The sequence below is a fragment of the Methylobacterium sp. CM6257 genome, assembly GCF_054611515.1.
In genome coordinates, this window is record NZ_CM137735.1 from 5,549,114 (window position 1) to 5,562,356 (window position 13,243).

12 protein-coding genes are annotated in these 13,243 nt (G+C 70.9%); 10 read left to right on the forward strand and 2 right to left on the reverse strand.

The window, feature by feature from the left end:
• Position 1 precedes the first annotated feature (1 nt).
• Both ACYCO6_RS27080 and ACYCO6_RS27085 read left to right on the forward strand, forming a co-directional pair.
• A complete protein-coding gene (locus ACYCO6_RS27080; protein WP_459765093.1) occupies positions 2–1,096 on the forward strand; it encodes a glycosyltransferase family 2 protein in 1,095 nt (364 codons plus the stop codon).
• Positions 1,093–2,139 carry a glycosyltransferase gene (locus tag ACYCO6_RS27085; protein WP_459765095.1) on the forward strand — a complete coding sequence of 349 codons (1,047 nt, stop codon included), beginning with the start codon at positions 1,093–1,095 and terminating at the stop codon, positions 2,137–2,139. Before ACYCO6_RS27080 ends, ACYCO6_RS27085 begins: the two co-directional genes overlap by 4 nt.
• A 61-nt stretch (positions 2,140–2,200) precedes the next feature.
• On the opposite strand, the gene ACYCO6_RS27090 is transcribed toward ACYCO6_RS27085, so the two are convergent.
• The gene (locus ACYCO6_RS27090) at positions 2,201–2,383 is read right to left on the reverse strand and encodes a hypothetical protein (RefSeq protein ID WP_459765097.1); all 183 of its coding nucleotides are present in this window, start codon (positions 2,381–2,383) and stop codon (positions 2,201–2,203) included.
• A 280-nt stretch (positions 2,384–2,663) separates the two neighbouring features.
• On the opposite strand from ACYCO6_RS27090, the gene ACYCO6_RS27095 reads away from it, so the two are divergent.
• From ACYCO6_RS27095 to ACYCO6_RS27110, 4 genes are all read left to right on the forward strand, one after another.
• Entirely contained in the window at positions 2,664–3,857 is a 1,194-nt protein-coding gene (locus tag ACYCO6_RS27095; protein WP_459765099.1) for an efflux RND transporter periplasmic adaptor subunit, read from the forward strand.
• A 9-nt stretch (positions 3,858–3,866) separates the two neighbouring features.
• Complete coding sequence (locus tag ACYCO6_RS27100; RefSeq protein ID WP_459765101.1) at positions 3,867–7,007, forward strand: efflux RND transporter permease subunit; 3,141 nt, start codon at positions 3,867–3,869, stop codon at positions 7,005–7,007.
• An 84-nt stretch (positions 7,008–7,091) separates the two neighbouring features.
• Positions 7,092–7,649, forward strand: a complete 558-nt coding sequence (locus tag ACYCO6_RS27105) for a DUF4337 domain-containing protein (RefSeq protein ID WP_459765103.1) — start codon at positions 7,092–7,094, stop codon at positions 7,647–7,649.
• Between the two features lie 122 nt (positions 7,650–7,771).
• The gene (locus ACYCO6_RS27110; protein ID WP_459765105.1) at positions 7,772–8,299 is read left to right on the forward strand and encodes a phosphate-starvation-inducible PsiE family protein; all 528 of its coding nucleotides are present in this window, start codon (positions 7,772–7,774) and stop codon (positions 8,297–8,299) included.
• A 7-nt stretch (positions 8,300–8,306) separates the two neighbouring features.
• Here ACYCO6_RS27110 and ACYCO6_RS27115 read toward each other — a convergent pair whose 3' ends face one another.
• Complete coding sequence (locus tag ACYCO6_RS27115; RefSeq protein ID WP_459765107.1) at positions 8,307–8,825, reverse strand: TspO/MBR family protein; 519 nt, start codon at positions 8,823–8,825, stop codon at positions 8,307–8,309.
• Positions 8,826–8,908: 83 nt separating this feature from the next.
• Here ACYCO6_RS27115 and ACYCO6_RS27120 point away from each other — a divergent pair, with 83 nt between their 5' ends.
• The 4 genes from ACYCO6_RS27120 (at position 8,909) to ACYCO6_RS27135 (ending at position 13,070) form a co-directional block, all read left to right on the forward strand.
• Entirely contained in the window at positions 8,909–10,111 is a 1,203-nt protein-coding gene (locus tag ACYCO6_RS27120; RefSeq protein WP_459765109.1) for a trans-sulfuration enzyme family protein, read from the forward strand.
• Between the two features lie 91 nt (positions 10,112–10,202).
• Positions 10,203–10,682, forward strand: a complete 480-nt coding sequence (locus ACYCO6_RS27125) for a hypothetical protein (RefSeq protein WP_459765111.1) — start codon at positions 10,203–10,205, stop codon at positions 10,680–10,682.
• 116 nt (positions 10,683–10,798) lie between these two features.
• Positions 10,799–11,728, forward strand: coding sequence for an AEC family transporter (locus tag ACYCO6_RS27130; RefSeq protein WP_459765113.1), 930 nt, complete (start codon positions 10,799–10,801; stop codon positions 11,726–11,728).
• 112 nt (positions 11,729–11,840) lie between these two features.
• A complete protein-coding gene (locus ACYCO6_RS27135; RefSeq protein ID WP_459765115.1) occupies positions 11,841–13,070 on the forward strand; it encodes an acyl-CoA dehydrogenase in 1,230 nt (409 codons plus the stop codon).
• Positions 13,071–13,243 lie beyond the last annotated feature (173 nt).

Consider the following 13,243-nt stretch of genomic DNA (forward strand, 5'->3'; position numbering starts at 1 on the left):
CATGACCGCCGACGCAGTCCGCCCAGGCCCCCTGCCCTGCGTCGTCTGCATTCCCGCCCGGAACGAGGAGGAGCGCCTGCCGCGGCTGCTCGCCTCCCTGGCCGCGCAGGACGGTGTCTCGGCGCGGGCGCCGCTGCGGGTCGTGGTGCTCGCCAACAATTGCACCGACGGGACCGTCGCGGCCATCCGTACCCTGGAGGATTCGGGCACCCTCGCGCCCCTCGCGCTTCGGCTGATCGAGGCACGGTTTACCGGCGCGGACGCTCATGTCGGCACGGCACGGCGCGCGGCGCTCGACGCCGGCGCCGACTGGCTGACCGCCGATGGAAGCCCGGACGGTATCCTCCTCACCACCGACGCGGATGCGCGCCTGCCGGCCGGCTGGGTCGCGGCGAACCTGCGGGCGCTCCGAGACGCGGACGTGGTCGGCGGCCGGCTCGTGATCGACGATGACGGGGCCACCGATCCGGGACTCGCGGATCTGCACGCCCGCATCGAGCGGTACTGGTCCGGCGTCCGACGTCTGGAAGACATCCTCGATCCGCCGCCGCACGACCCGGCTCCGCGCCACGGCGACCATACCGGCGCGAGCCTCGCTTTCTCCGTCGCCCTCTATCGCGCCGTCGGCGGGCTGCCGCCCCTGCCCTGCGGCGAGGACAATGCCCTGGTGAACCTGCTGCGCGAGCGCGGCGCCCGCCTGCGTCACTGCCCGGAGGTGCGCGTGATGGTCTCGGCGCGCCATCAGGGCCGGGTCTCGGGCGGCATGGCCACCGAGATGGCGCGGCGCGCCCGCGTGCTCGCCGGAGAGGCCTACCTCCTGCCCGAGGCCGCGCATTGGCAGGCGCTGATCCTGCGCCGGGCCGCCCTGCGCCGGGCCTGCCATCTCGCGCCGGCGGCTCGCGCCGCGGCCTGCGCGCGGCTCGGGCTCGACGCGCACGATCTTGCCGCCATCGGCGATTGCGCCAACGACATCGCCTTCGTGGAGCGGGCCGACCGCATCCTCGAAACGCGCTCTGCGCCGGCGCGGGAATGCCCCCTCGACCGGGCGGTCGCCGATCTCGACGCCCTGGCCGTCTCCCTGCGGGACGCCGCGTGACCCGGGGAATCGGCTGGTACGTCCACCACCAGGGCGCCGGCCATCTCCAGCGTGCCCGCGCGGTGGCGGCGTCGCTGCCCCGCCCCTGCACCATCATCGGGACGCTCACCGGGTTCGACACCGGCGGGCTCGACGTCCTCGACCTGCCCGACGACCGCCCGCTCGGCGGCACGACGGGATTCGACGGACGGGACGGCGCGGCTGAGCGGCCGGAGGGGCTGCACTACGCCCCCCTGGCTCATCCCGGGGTGCGGGCTCGGATGACGCGCATCGCCGCGTGGGTGGCGCGCGCCGAGCCGGCCCTCATCGTGGTCGACGTCTCGGTGGAGATCGCGATCCTCGCGCGCCTCCTGTCGGTCCCGACGCTGGTGGTGCGGCTGGCCGGCACCCGGACCGACCGGCCGCATCTTGAAGCCTTCCGCAGCGCGACGCGGCTACTCGCGCCCTTCCCCAAGGCGCTCGACGGAGAGACCGTGCCCGACTGGGTCCGGGCCAAGACCTTTTACGCCGGCTTCCTCGGCGCGCCGTCGCAACCGGTCGCCGAAGCGGGCCGGGAGATCGTGGTGGTGTTCGGCCGCGGCGGCGCGGGGGGCGACTTCGCGGCGCTCGCCGCAGCGGCCCGCGCCGTCCCCGACCGGCCCTGGCACGTTCTGGGGCCGATATCGGGCTCGGGCCAGAGGCCGGACAACCTGCATCTGCACGGCTGGGTCACCGACGTCGAGGCCCGGGTGGCGCGAGCAGCCCTGCTGGTCGGCGGCGGCGGCGATGGCCTCGTGGCGCTCGCCACAGCCCAGGGCAAGCGCTTCATCTGCCTGCCGGAGGAGCGAGCCTACGGGGAGCAGACCGAGAAGGCCGCCGCCCTGGCCCGGCTCGGCGCAGCCGTCGTGCATCCCGGCTGGCCCGATGCCTCCGCGTGGCCCGGCCTCGTCCAGGCCGGACTGGCCCTCGACCCCGCCATCATTGCCGGCCTGCACGCGCCGGACGCGGTTCGCGACTGCGCGGCGGTGATTGAGGATCTCGCTCGGCGGTTCGACCGGGCATGAAAAAGGCGTCCATCGACGGTGACTGACGCCTGTGCAACTCAGCGCGACGTCGCGCGGAGCTTCAGGAAATCAGATCGAGCTTGGCTGCCTCGATTCCGTCGGCACGGATCGTCTCCGGCAGGGCCGAGAAGTCCCGATAGCCGGCCTCGCGCGCCATGGCGTCGAGCGCTGTCTTCTCGTCGTCGGCCGCTCCGGTCCAGAGCACGGCGCCGCTCTTCTTCTGTCGAATCTGAAAAATGCTCATCCCATCCTCCCCCGGTCGCGATCAGGCCGCCCGAAGACCTGTGATCGGATAACGTTGCTCTTCACGGCGGGTTGCAGCTCGGAAAATCGAAACATTTGCTGGTCAGCATCCGCCATCCACCTGCGGCGCGAGGCGCAGCGACGGCGCTGTCCGCAGGCGCTATTCTTGGTGGAGTCGAGGATAGCCCGCCATGAAAACGCCGGCCTGCATCGCGACAGAGGGACGATTCCAGTCCAGCGCTGCCAGCGAGACTTCCGTTTTGATGACCGTCCGCGGGCGCATGTCCCGACTCAGTCTCCTGTTCGGGCTCGCGATCCTCGCCGCGGCGCCCGCTCGCGCCGTGGAGACCGCTGCGGTCCCCGATGCCGCCGCCATCGCGCCGGCGGTCACCGTCGTCCCGGCGGAGGACCGCGAGATCGTCGAGCGTGCGGTCGTCACCGGCACGCTGGTCCCCCGGGACGAGATCCTCGTCTCTCCCGAGGTCGAGGGCCTGCGGATCACCGAGCTGCTCGTCGAGGAGGGGGACCGCGTCACCAAGGGCCAAGTGCTGGCGCGCCTGTCGCTGGAGATGATCGCCACCCAGGAGGCTTCGAACGCGGCGGCGATCGCCCGGGCCGAGGCGGCCATCGTCCAGGCCCGGAGCCAGATCGTCCAGGCCGAGGCCGCCAACCTGGAAGCCAGGCAGGCGCTCGAGCGGGCCCAGGCGCTCGCCAAGACCGGCAACGCCACCGCAGCCGTTCTGGAGCAGCGCGTCTCGGCAGCGCAGGGCGCCGAGGGCCGGCTCGCCGCCGCCAAGGGCGGCCTGCAATCCGCCCAGGCCGACCTCGCCACCGCCCGCGCCGCCGGCGCCGAGATCGCCCTGCGGCGCGCCCGCACCGACATCCGGGCGCCCGAGGCGGGGATCGTCAACCGGCGCACTGCCCGGATCGGCGCCACTGCCAGTGCAGCGGGGGAGCCGCTGTTCCGGCTGATCGCCCGGGGCGAGATCGAGCTGGAGGGCGAGGTGCCGGAGACCTCGCTGGCGCGCATCCAGGTTGGCAATCCGGCGAGCCTCGACCTCGACGACGGCCGTCAATTGCGCGGCAAGGTGCGCCGCGTCTATCCGGAAGTCGATCGGGCCACCCGGCTGGGCAAGGTCCGCATCCGGCTCGGGGAAGATCCGGCCCTGCGCATCGGCGCCTTTGCCCGCGGCAACGTGGAAGTGGCCCGCCGCACGGGTGTCGCGGTCCCGGTCTCCAGCCTGCTCTACGCCGCGGATGGTCGCGCCAGCGTGCTGGTGGCCAAGGACGGGCGCGTCGAGGCGCGGGCCGTGACAACGGGCCTCTCCGCCGAAGGCTTCACGGAGATACGCTCCGGCGTGGCCGCCGGCGAGAACGTGGTCGCCCGCGCCGGGAGCTTCCTGCGCGACGGCGACCGGGTGCGCGCCGTGCCGGCGACCACCACTAAGCCGTTCGCAGACGCGGCCCCGCGGTAGGACGACGCCATGCGCCTCAACGTCTCCGCCTGGGCGATCCGGAAGCCGCTGCCCTCGGTGGTGCTGTTCCTGGTCCTGATGATCCTCGGGCTGGTGAGCTTCCGCTCCCTGCCGATCACCCGGTTCCCGAACATCGACATCCCGATCGTCTCGGTGACGATCACCCAGTCCGGCGCCGCGCCCGCCGAGTTGCAGACCCAGGTCACCAAATGGGTCGAGGACTCGGTCGCCGGCGTGAAGGGCGTCAAGCACATCCTCTCGACCATCACCGAGGGCATCTCGACGACGACGATCGAGTTCCGCCTGGAGGTGAACCAGGATCGGGCGACCAACGACGTCAAGGACGCCATCGCCAAGATCCGCCAGAACCTGCCCCGCACCATCGACGAGCCGATCGTCTCGCGGGTCGAGATCGCCGGACTGCCGATCATGGTCTACGGCGCCTCCGCGCCGGCGATGACGCCCGAGGACCTGTCGTGGTTCGTGGACGACGTCGTCGCCCGCGGGCTCCAGAGCGTGAAAGGCGTCGGCGGCGTCGAGCGCCTCGGCGGCGTCGCGCGCGAGATCCGCGTCACCCTGAAGCCCGACCGCCTGCTCGCCCTCGGCATCACCGCCGCGGACGTGAACCGGCAGCTGCGCCTGACCTCGGCCGACATGGCCGGCGGCCGGGCCGAGGTCGGCGGCCAGGAGCAGTCGATCCGGGCGCTCGCCGCCTCGGCGAGCCTCGACACGCTGGCCAAGACCTCCATCGTGGTGCCGGGCAACCGCAAGGTCCGCCTCGACGAGCTCGCGACCCTGTCGGACACCGCCGAGGAGCCCCGCACCTTCGCGCGCTTCAACGGCGAGCCGGTGGTCGCCTTCGCGATCTCCCGCGCCAACGGCGCCAGCGACGCCGACGTGTCGGTGGGCGTCGCCAAGAAGATCGCGGCGCTCCACGCGGCGAACCCGAATGTCAACTTCGACCTGATCGACACCAGCGTCGACAACACGATCGGCAACTATCACTCGGCCATGATGGGCCTGATCGAGGGCGCGGTGCTCGCGGTCGTGGTGGTGCTGCTGTTCCTGCGCGACTGGCGGGCGACGCTGATCGCCGCGGTGGCGCTGCCGCTCTCGGTGCTGCCGACCTTCTGGGTGATGAGCGCGCTGGGTTTCTCGCTCAACGCCGTGAGCCTGCTGGCGATCACGCTCGTGACAGGCATTCTGGTGGACGACGCGATCGTGGAGATCGAGAACATCGTCCGCCACATGCGGATGGGGAAATCACCCTACCGGGCCGCCCTGGAGGCCGCGGACGAGATCGGGCTCGCGGTCATCGCCATCACGGCGACGATCATCGCGATCTTCTCGCCGGTCTCCTTCATGGGCGGCATCGCCGGCCAGTACTTCAAGCAATTTGGCCTGACGATCGCCGCGGCCGTGTTCATGTCGCTGCTCGTCGCGCGGCTGATCACGCCGCTGCTCGCCGCCTACTTCCTGCGCGACCATGGGCCGGACCACACGCGGGACGGGTTCGTGATGCGCGGCTACACCCGCCTCGTGGCGTGGTCGGTGCGGCACAAGTTCATCACGCTGGTCCTCGGCATCGCGTGCTTCGCCGCCTCCATCGCCTCAACGGGGCTGCTGCCCGCGGGCTTCCTGCCGGCGGAAGACCAGGCCCGTACCCTGTTCGTGGTCGAGCTGCCGCCGGGGGCCAGGCTGCCGGACACCGTCCGGGTCGCGGACCGGATCGTCGACAAGATCCGCGCGCTGCCCGAGGTGAAGAGCGTGTTCGTGGACGGCGGCCGCCAGTTGCCGGCCAAGAAGGAGGTGCGGCTCGCAAGCCTGACCATCAACCTCACCCCGAAGAACACCCGCCACAAGACCCAGAAGCAGGTCGACGCTGAGGTTGCGGCGATCCTGCGGGAGGAGCCGGACCTGCGCTTCTGGGCCCTGCGCGAGGGCGGCCAGCGCGACCTCGCGCTGATCATCGCCGGCCCCGACAAGGCCGTGGTGGCGGAGGTGGCCGCCAAGCTCCAGCGCGAGGCTCAGCAGATTCCGCACCTCGTCAACGTCATGTCGACGGCGCCGCTGGACCGCACCGAGGTCCGGATCCGGCCTAAGCCCGGAGTCGCGGCCGATCTCGGCGTCACCACCGATACGATCGCCGAGACTGTGCGGGTCGGCACGATCGGCGACATCGGCATGAACCTCGCCAAGTTCAACGCCACCGACCGGCAGGTGCCGATCCGCGTGCAGCTGCCCGAGAGCCTGCGCGGCCGGCTCTCCGAGCTCGAGACCTTGAAGGTGCCGGTGAAGGGCGGGGCTGCGGTGCCGCTGGCCACCGTCGCCGATATCAGCCTCGGGCAGGGTCCCACGGGCATCGACCGTTACGACCGCGCCGTGCGCGTCGCCCTGGAGGGCGACATGCAGGGCACTGATGCGCTGGCCGAGCTGATCAGCCAGGTGATGAACCTGCCCACCGCCAAGAATCTACCGCCCGGCGTGACGATCAGCCAGACCGGCGACGCCGAGGTGATGGGCGAAGTCTTCGAGGGCTTCGCGCTCGCCATGGGCGCCGGCCTGATGATGGTGTTCGGCGTGCTGATCCTGCTGTTCGGCAACTTCCTGCAGCCGCTGACCATCCTGTTCTCGCTGCCGCTCTCCATCGGCGGCGCGATCCTGGCGCTGCTGATCTGCCACATGCCGATCTCGATGCCGGTGGTGATCGGCATCCTGATGCTGATGGGCGTCGTGACCAAGAACGCCATCATGCTGGTGGATTTCGCCGTCGAGCAGATCCACGCCGGAATCGACCGCAACACCGCCATCGTCGATGCCGGCCGCAAGCGGGCGCGGCCGATCGTGATGACCACGATCGCGATGGCGGCCGGCATGGTGCCGTCCGCGATGGCCTACGGGATCGGCGGTGAGTTCCGCGCGCCCATGGCGGTGGCGGTGATCGGCGGCCTGATCGTCTCGACGGTGCTGTCGCTGGTCTTCGTCCCGGCGATCTTCGTGCTGATGGATGACCTGTCGCGCCTGCTCAAACGGCTGTTGGGCCGGTTTGTGGGCGAGCGCGACGATCCAGCAGACGCGCCCGATTACGGCGCCCCGGGGCATCCGGCCAATGACGGCCGGCCGATGCCGCCGCGCATCGCCGCGGAGTAGGCGGGGGTCGGCGACGCGCATTGCGTGCCGCGCCGCGATGCGCTGTGTGTCGCCCCGGACGAGTCAACGGAGAATCGGGAAACGATGTCGGGTGGTCACGGGGCGATCGAGGGCTCGAACAAGCGCGTCGCGCTGCTGATCTCGGTGCTGGCCTTGTTCCTCGCCTTCAGCGAGACGCTGGGCAAGGCGGCGCAGACGGACTCGATCGGGTCGAACGTCGAGGCCGCGAACCAGTGGGCCTATTTCCAGGCGCGCACGATCCGCTCGACGGTGCTCAAGACCGCCGACGAGGCGCTGGCGCTCCTCCCACCCGGGCCGAACCAGGACGCGATCGCCGCCAAGCGAGCCGAATGGGCCAAGACCCTGGCGCGCTGGGAATCCGAGCCCGCCACCGGCGAGGGCCGCAAGGAGCTGACCGCGAAGGCCCGGGCCTCCGAGGAGCGGCGGGACCTCGCGCTGCTGCGCTACCACCATTACGAGCTGGCCTCGGCAGCCTTCCAGATCGGCATCGTGCTGGCCTCAGCCGAGGTGATCACCGGCATCACCCTGCTGGTCTTCGCCGGCGGCTTCCTGGGGCTCGCGGGCGCGGCGCTCCTCGGCTTCGGCTACCTCGCACCGCACGCCCTGCCGTTCTTCCACTGAGGACCGCCCGCCCGAGGCAGCGACGTAACGCCACCCGCGATCACGATCGACTGGACCCGCGCGGCGCCGGACTGGACGCCCGCCCCGGAAGCTTATCTTGTCGGCTTATTCCAGGGGGAATGATGCCGGAACAGTCTGAGGACCAGGGGCGCCTGACGCGGATCGCCAGCGCGATCTTCCTTCACACCGAGCACGCGATTTACGCGGCCCTCGGGCTCCTGCTGGCTCTGACAGCCCTCGTCGCGCTGATCGACGCCGCAGGGCTGACCTGGGAGGCCCTCCGGGCGCTCGGGGGCGCCGCGCAGATTCTGGAGGTGATCGATCGGCTGCTCTTCCTTCTGATGTTGATCGAGATCCTGCACACGGTGCGGGTCTCGATGCGGTCGGGCACGCTGACCTGCGAGCCTTTCCTGATCGTCGGGCTGATCGCCTCGATCCGGCGCGTCTTGGTGATCACGCTACAATCGTCGGAGATCACGCACGCCAAGGACTGGTCGCCCGAGAAGCAGGCGCTGTTCCAGGCCTCGATGATCGAGCTCGGCGTGCTGGCGGGCCTGATCGTCACGATGGTCTTCGCGATCTTCCTGCTGCACCGCGCCCGCGACGACGGAAGGCCGGCGGGCGATGAAGCCGCGAGCAGCGGGCCCTGATGGCCGCTCAATTCAGCCGCAGGATCGCGGCGTTGAGCAGCGTCGCGAAGGCGACCCAGGCCGCGTAGGGCACCAGGAGCCAGGCCGCGAGCCGGTCGAACCGCCACGTCAGCCGGATGGTCCACAGCACCATCACGAGCAGGATCGCCACCACGATCAGCCCGGCGCCGATGGCGTGGGCGCTGAAGAAGACCGGCGTCCAGGCGGCGTTGAGCGCGATCTGCACCAGGAAGGCGGCGAGCGCGAGCCACCAGCCCTCGCGGCCCGGCCCGGTGCGCGGAAGGGCGCCGAGTAGCCGCCAGAGCGAGATCGCGATCATCGTGTAGAGGATCGTCCAGGCCACCGGGAACACCCAGTTCGGCGGGTTGAACGACGGCTTGTTCAAACCCGCGTACCAGCCCGGGATTTCGGCCTGGGTCGACACCGAGCCGAGGGCCGCGGTGGCCGCCACCGGCAGGATCGCCGCGGACAGCCGAAGCCAGCGCGGCAGGGCTGATCCCTCGGGGACTTGTGTCGCGGCAATCATGGTCGTTCGTCTCCACGAGGCGCGGCTTGCCGGGGCCCGCGCGCCGTGGCACGCGCCCGTCTCCACCCGCCGAGATTCGCCAGATGTCACAGCCTAACGCGCCGCAAGGGCCGACGGATACCCATCGCGACGCGGCGCCGGAATTCTCGCGCCGGAGCCTCGCCGCGCAGGCGATGGGCCGGATCGAGCCCGAGACCCGGGCGGTGGTTATGCCGCTTCATGTCTCGACGACCTTCATCCGCGATCCCGACAACGGCTACAGCTCGGGCTACAGCTACGCGCGGCCCGACAACGCCACGGTGCGCGAGACCGAATCCGTGCTGGCGATGCTGGAGGGCGCTGAGGCCGGCGCCCTGCTGTTCGGATCCGGGATGGCGGCGGCGACCGCGGTGTTCGGCGCGCTGGAGCCCGGCGACCACGTGGTCGCCGGAACGGTCATGTACTGGGCACTCAAGCGCTGGCTGCGCGAGGAGGCACCCCGGCGCGGTCTGACCCTGACCTTCGTCGACACCACCGACGCCGAGGCGCTGCGCGCCGCCGTCGAGCCGGAACGGACCAAGCTCGTCTGGATCGAGACCCCCGGCAACCCGCTCTGGACGGTCACCGACATCGCGGCGGCCGCCGAGATCGCCCACGCGGCCGGGGCCCGGCTCGCAGTCGATTCCACCGCCGCCTCACCGGTGCACACACGCCCCCTCGACCTCGGCGCCGACGTGGTGATGCATTCGGCCACCAAGATCCTCAACGGCCATTCCGACGTGGTGGCGGGCGTACTGGCGGGCGCCAAGGCTGATGCATTCTGGGAGCGGATCCGGGCCATCCGCGCCGGCAGCGGCGGCATCCTCGGCCCGTTCGAGGCCTATCTGTTGATGCGGTCGCTTCGCACCCTGCACCTCCGAGCGGCGGCGCAATCGGCGGCCGCCCTGCGCCTCGCCGAGCGCCTGTGCGGGCACCCGCACGTGACCCGGGTCCTTTATCCGGGCCTGGCCGACGATCCCGGGCACACGGTCGCCCGCCGGCAGATGCGGGACGGGTTCGGCTTCATGCTGTCGATCCGGATCGCAGGCGGCGAGACCGCCGCCGTCGCCACGGCGGCGCGGGTGCGGCTGTGGAAGCGGGCGACCTCTCTCGGCGGCGTCGAGAGCCTCGTTGAGCATCGGGCCTCGGTGGAGGGACCGGGCAGCCCCTGCCCGCCGGACCTGCTGCGCCTGTCCACCGGCATCGAAGACACGGACGACTTGTACGACGACTTGGACCAAGCGCTGCGCCGCGCGCACGGAGGCTAATCCACACCTCGGCATGGTACCGAGGGCGGTCGTGGCGCGTTGTGCCGGCAGATCCGACGGCGCGACGCGCCACAGATTGTGAGCCTTCGTCATGACGACCCGCTTCCGCGTGATGGTCCCCGGCACCTTCGCGCTGCTCACCCTGGCGCTCGCGCCGGTCCCCGCCCGCGCCGACGCGGTCCCGAACCTCGACGTCGAGCGGACCTGCCATTCGGCGCAGGTTACCAACACGACCATCAGCGATCAGGCCAATTACGACGGCTGCCTCCGCTCGGAGCGGGAGGCCAAGAAGGAGGCCGAGCGGCAGTGGGACAACTACACCCCCGCCGCCAAGCGCCAGTGCCAGGACCAGTTCAAAGCCGGCGGCTATCCGTCCTACGTCGAGATGGTGACGTGCCTGGAACTGGCCTCCGGCACGGTGCCGACGCAGAGCAACGAGGGCGGCCGTGCGGTGGGCGGTCCCGGCTCGCCGCGGGACGTGAAGGCGCAGCAGGAGAGCGGCGCCGACCTCACGAAGGAGCCGCCCGCGAGCCAGCGCACGAACCCGATCCAGGTGCTGGAGAACAAGTAGGCCGGCGGCCGGCACCGCCGCGGCGGGGTCCGGCCTCCCATTCTCCGGGCGCGGACGCGTGACGGCGTCGGCGTGCTATGGGCCGGGATCCCTCCCCCAGCACGCCGTCCGGATCCGTGAACGCCCTCGCCATCATCGCCCCGATCTTCGGGATCGTTCTAATCGGCTGGGCGGCGGCCATCGCGGGGCTGCTCTCCGACAAGGTGAGCGACGGGCTGTCGGAATACGTCTTCGCGGTCGCCGTACCGGCGCTGATCATCGCCACGCTGACCAAGCCCGGCATGAGCGGGACGGTGGCATGGTCCTACTGGCTCGCGTATTTCGGGGGCGCCGGCATCTCCTGGATGGTCGGCACCCTGATCGCCCGACGGCGCGCCGGGATCGAGCGGCGGGGCGCGATCATCCACGGCTTCGCGGCGAGCCAGTCGAACACCGTGTTCGTCGGCGTGCCGATGATCCTCCAGGCCTACGGCGAGGAGGGCGCCTTCCCGCTGTTCATGCTGCTCGCCGTCCACCTGCCGCTGATGATGGGCAGCGCCACCTTCCTGATCGAATCCGATGCCGGCCTGCCGGTTCTGGCGCGGGTCCGGGGGCTCGTGCTGGTCCTGCTCCGCAATCCGATCTTCGTGGCGCTCCTGATCGGCATGACCATGAAGGGTCTGGGCGTCGCGCCGGTCGGCATCGCCCAGTCGCTGATCGACGCCTTCGCGGGCACCGCCTCGACCTGCGCGCTGGTTGCGCTCGGTGCCGGCCTGAAGCGCTACCGGGTGCTGTTCGACCTCAAGGGCGCCCTGGTGATCGCCCTCCTGAAGAACCTGCTGCATCCACTGGCGGTCTGGCTCCTGGCCTTCCACGTCTTCGCGATGCCGGCCGCCTACGCGGGCGTCGCGACCTTGTTCGCCGCCATGCCGGTTGGGATCAACGCCTATCTGCTGGCGGCGCGCTACAAGACCGAGACCGGGATGGTGGCCGCCTCCGTGCTGGTCTCGACCCTCCTGGCGCCGCTCACCACCGTGGCGTGGCTCATGCTCCTCGGCCGGGCGTGACGGCGCGGCCCCGGCGTCACCCGGCGCGTTGGACGGGGCGTCCTCCGGGTCTAGGGTAGGCGCAAGCGCGGGCCCGCGAGGCCCGGCGCATCCCTGCAGGCGAGGAATCCTCATGAACGCTCCGATGCGCCCTCCGGGCAGTGCCTCTCCGTCGGCCCCGGCCTCGCCCCGCTTCGTCTGGGAGGACCCGTTCCTGCTGGAGGACCAACTCACCGAGGACGAGCGGGCGATCCGCGACGTCGCCCAGAGCTTCGCGCAGGAGCAGCTTCTCCCCGGCATCGTCGAGGCCTACGCCACCGAGAAGACCGATCCCAGCCTGTTCCGGAAGATGGGCGAGCTTGGCCTCCTCGGCGTCACCCTGCCGGAGGAGTACGGCTGCGCCGGCGCTTCCTACGTGGCCTACGGGCTCGTGGCGCGGGCGGTGGAGGCCGTCGATTCCGGCTACCGCTCGATGATGAGCGTGCAGTCGTCCCTCGTCATGTACCCGATCCATGCCTACGGCTCGGAGGAGCAGCGGCAGAAGTTCCTGCCGAAGCTCGCCTCGGGCGAGTGGATCGGCTGCTTTGGCCTGACCGAACCCGATGCCGGCTCGGATCCGGCCGGCATGAAGACCAAGGCCGAGAAGATCGAGGGCGGCTACCGGCTCACGGGCGCCAAGATGTGGATCTCGAATGCGCCCTTCGCGGACGTGTTCGTGGTCTGGGCGAAGTCCGAGGCGCACGAGGGTGCGATCCGCGGCTTCGTCCTTGAGAAGGGCATGAAGGGCCTGTCCGCGCCGACCATCAAGGGCAAGCTGTCGTTGCGCGCCTCCACCACCGGCGAGATCGTCATGGAGGGCGTCGAGGTCGGAGAGGACGCGCTGCTGCCCAACGTCTCCGGGCTGAAGGGGCCGTTCGGCTGCCTCAACCGGGCGCGCTACGGGATCTCCTGGGGGGCGATGGGTGCCGCCGAGGATTGCTGGCACCGCGCCCGCAACTACACGCTGGAGCGCAAGCAGTTCGGCCGGCCGCTGGCGCAGACGCAGCTCGTCCAGAAGAAGCTCGCCGACATGCAGACCGAGATCGCGCTGGGTCTCCAGGCCTCGCTCAGGGTCGGGCGGCTGATGGACGAGGGCAAGATGGCGCCCGAGATGATCTCGCTGGTCAAGCGCAACAATTGCGGCAAGGCGCTCGACATCGCCCGCACCGCCCGGGACATGCACGGCGGCAACGGCATCATGGGCGAGTACCACGTGATGCGCCACGCCCAGAACCTCGAGACGGTGAACACCTACGAGGGCACCCACGACGTCCACGCGCTGATCCTGGGCCGGGCGCAGACGGGGCTGCAGGCGTTCTTCTGAGATCGCCGCCGGACGATCATCCCATCCGCGCCCTCATCCCGAGGCGCGAGCGCAGCGAGCCTTGAAGGAGGGCTCCAGGGATCGCGGCGCCGTCGGGAGGGCTCCCTCGAGCCCTCCACCGCGCGCCGGCACCTCAGGACGAGGGCAAGGGTGGAATGAGCCGGCGCCGGACC

Excerpts from the sequence above, each read along its gene's own strand:
- ACYCO6_RS27080 (WP_459765093.1), top strand. The coding sequence starts at position 2 with ATGACCGCCGACGCAGTCCGCCCAGGCCCCCTGCCCTGCGTCGTCTGC.
- ACYCO6_RS27090 (WP_459765097.1), bottom strand. The coding sequence starts at position 2,383 with ATGAGCATTTTTCAGATTCGACAGAAGAAGAGCGGCGCCGTGCTCTGG.
- ACYCO6_RS27095 (WP_459765099.1), top strand. The coding sequence starts at position 2,664 with ATGTCCCGACTCAGTCTCCTGTTCGGGCTCGCGATCCTCGCCGCGGCG.
- ACYCO6_RS27100 (WP_459765101.1), top strand. The coding sequence starts at position 3,867 with ATGCGCCTCAACGTCTCCGCCTGGGCGATCCGGAAGCCGCTGCCCTCG.
- ACYCO6_RS27105 (WP_459765103.1), top strand. The coding sequence starts at position 7,092 with ATGTCGGGTGGTCACGGGGCGATCGAGGGCTCGAACAAGCGCGTCGCG.
- ACYCO6_RS27110 (WP_459765105.1), top strand. The coding sequence starts at position 7,772 with ATGCCGGAACAGTCTGAGGACCAGGGGCGCCTGACGCGGATCGCCAGC.
- ACYCO6_RS27115 (WP_459765107.1), bottom strand. The coding sequence starts at position 8,825 with ATGATTGCCGCGACACAAGTCCCCGAGGGATCAGCCCTGCCGCGCTGG.
- ACYCO6_RS27120 (WP_459765109.1), top strand. The coding sequence starts at position 8,909 with ATGTCACAGCCTAACGCGCCGCAAGGGCCGACGGATACCCATCGCGAC.
- ACYCO6_RS27125 (WP_459765111.1), top strand. The coding sequence starts at position 10,203 with ATGACGACCCGCTTCCGCGTGATGGTCCCCGGCACCTTCGCGCTGCTC.
- ACYCO6_RS27135 (WP_459765115.1), top strand. The coding sequence starts at position 11,841 with ATGAACGCTCCGATGCGCCCTCCGGGCAGTGCCTCTCCGTCGGCCCCG.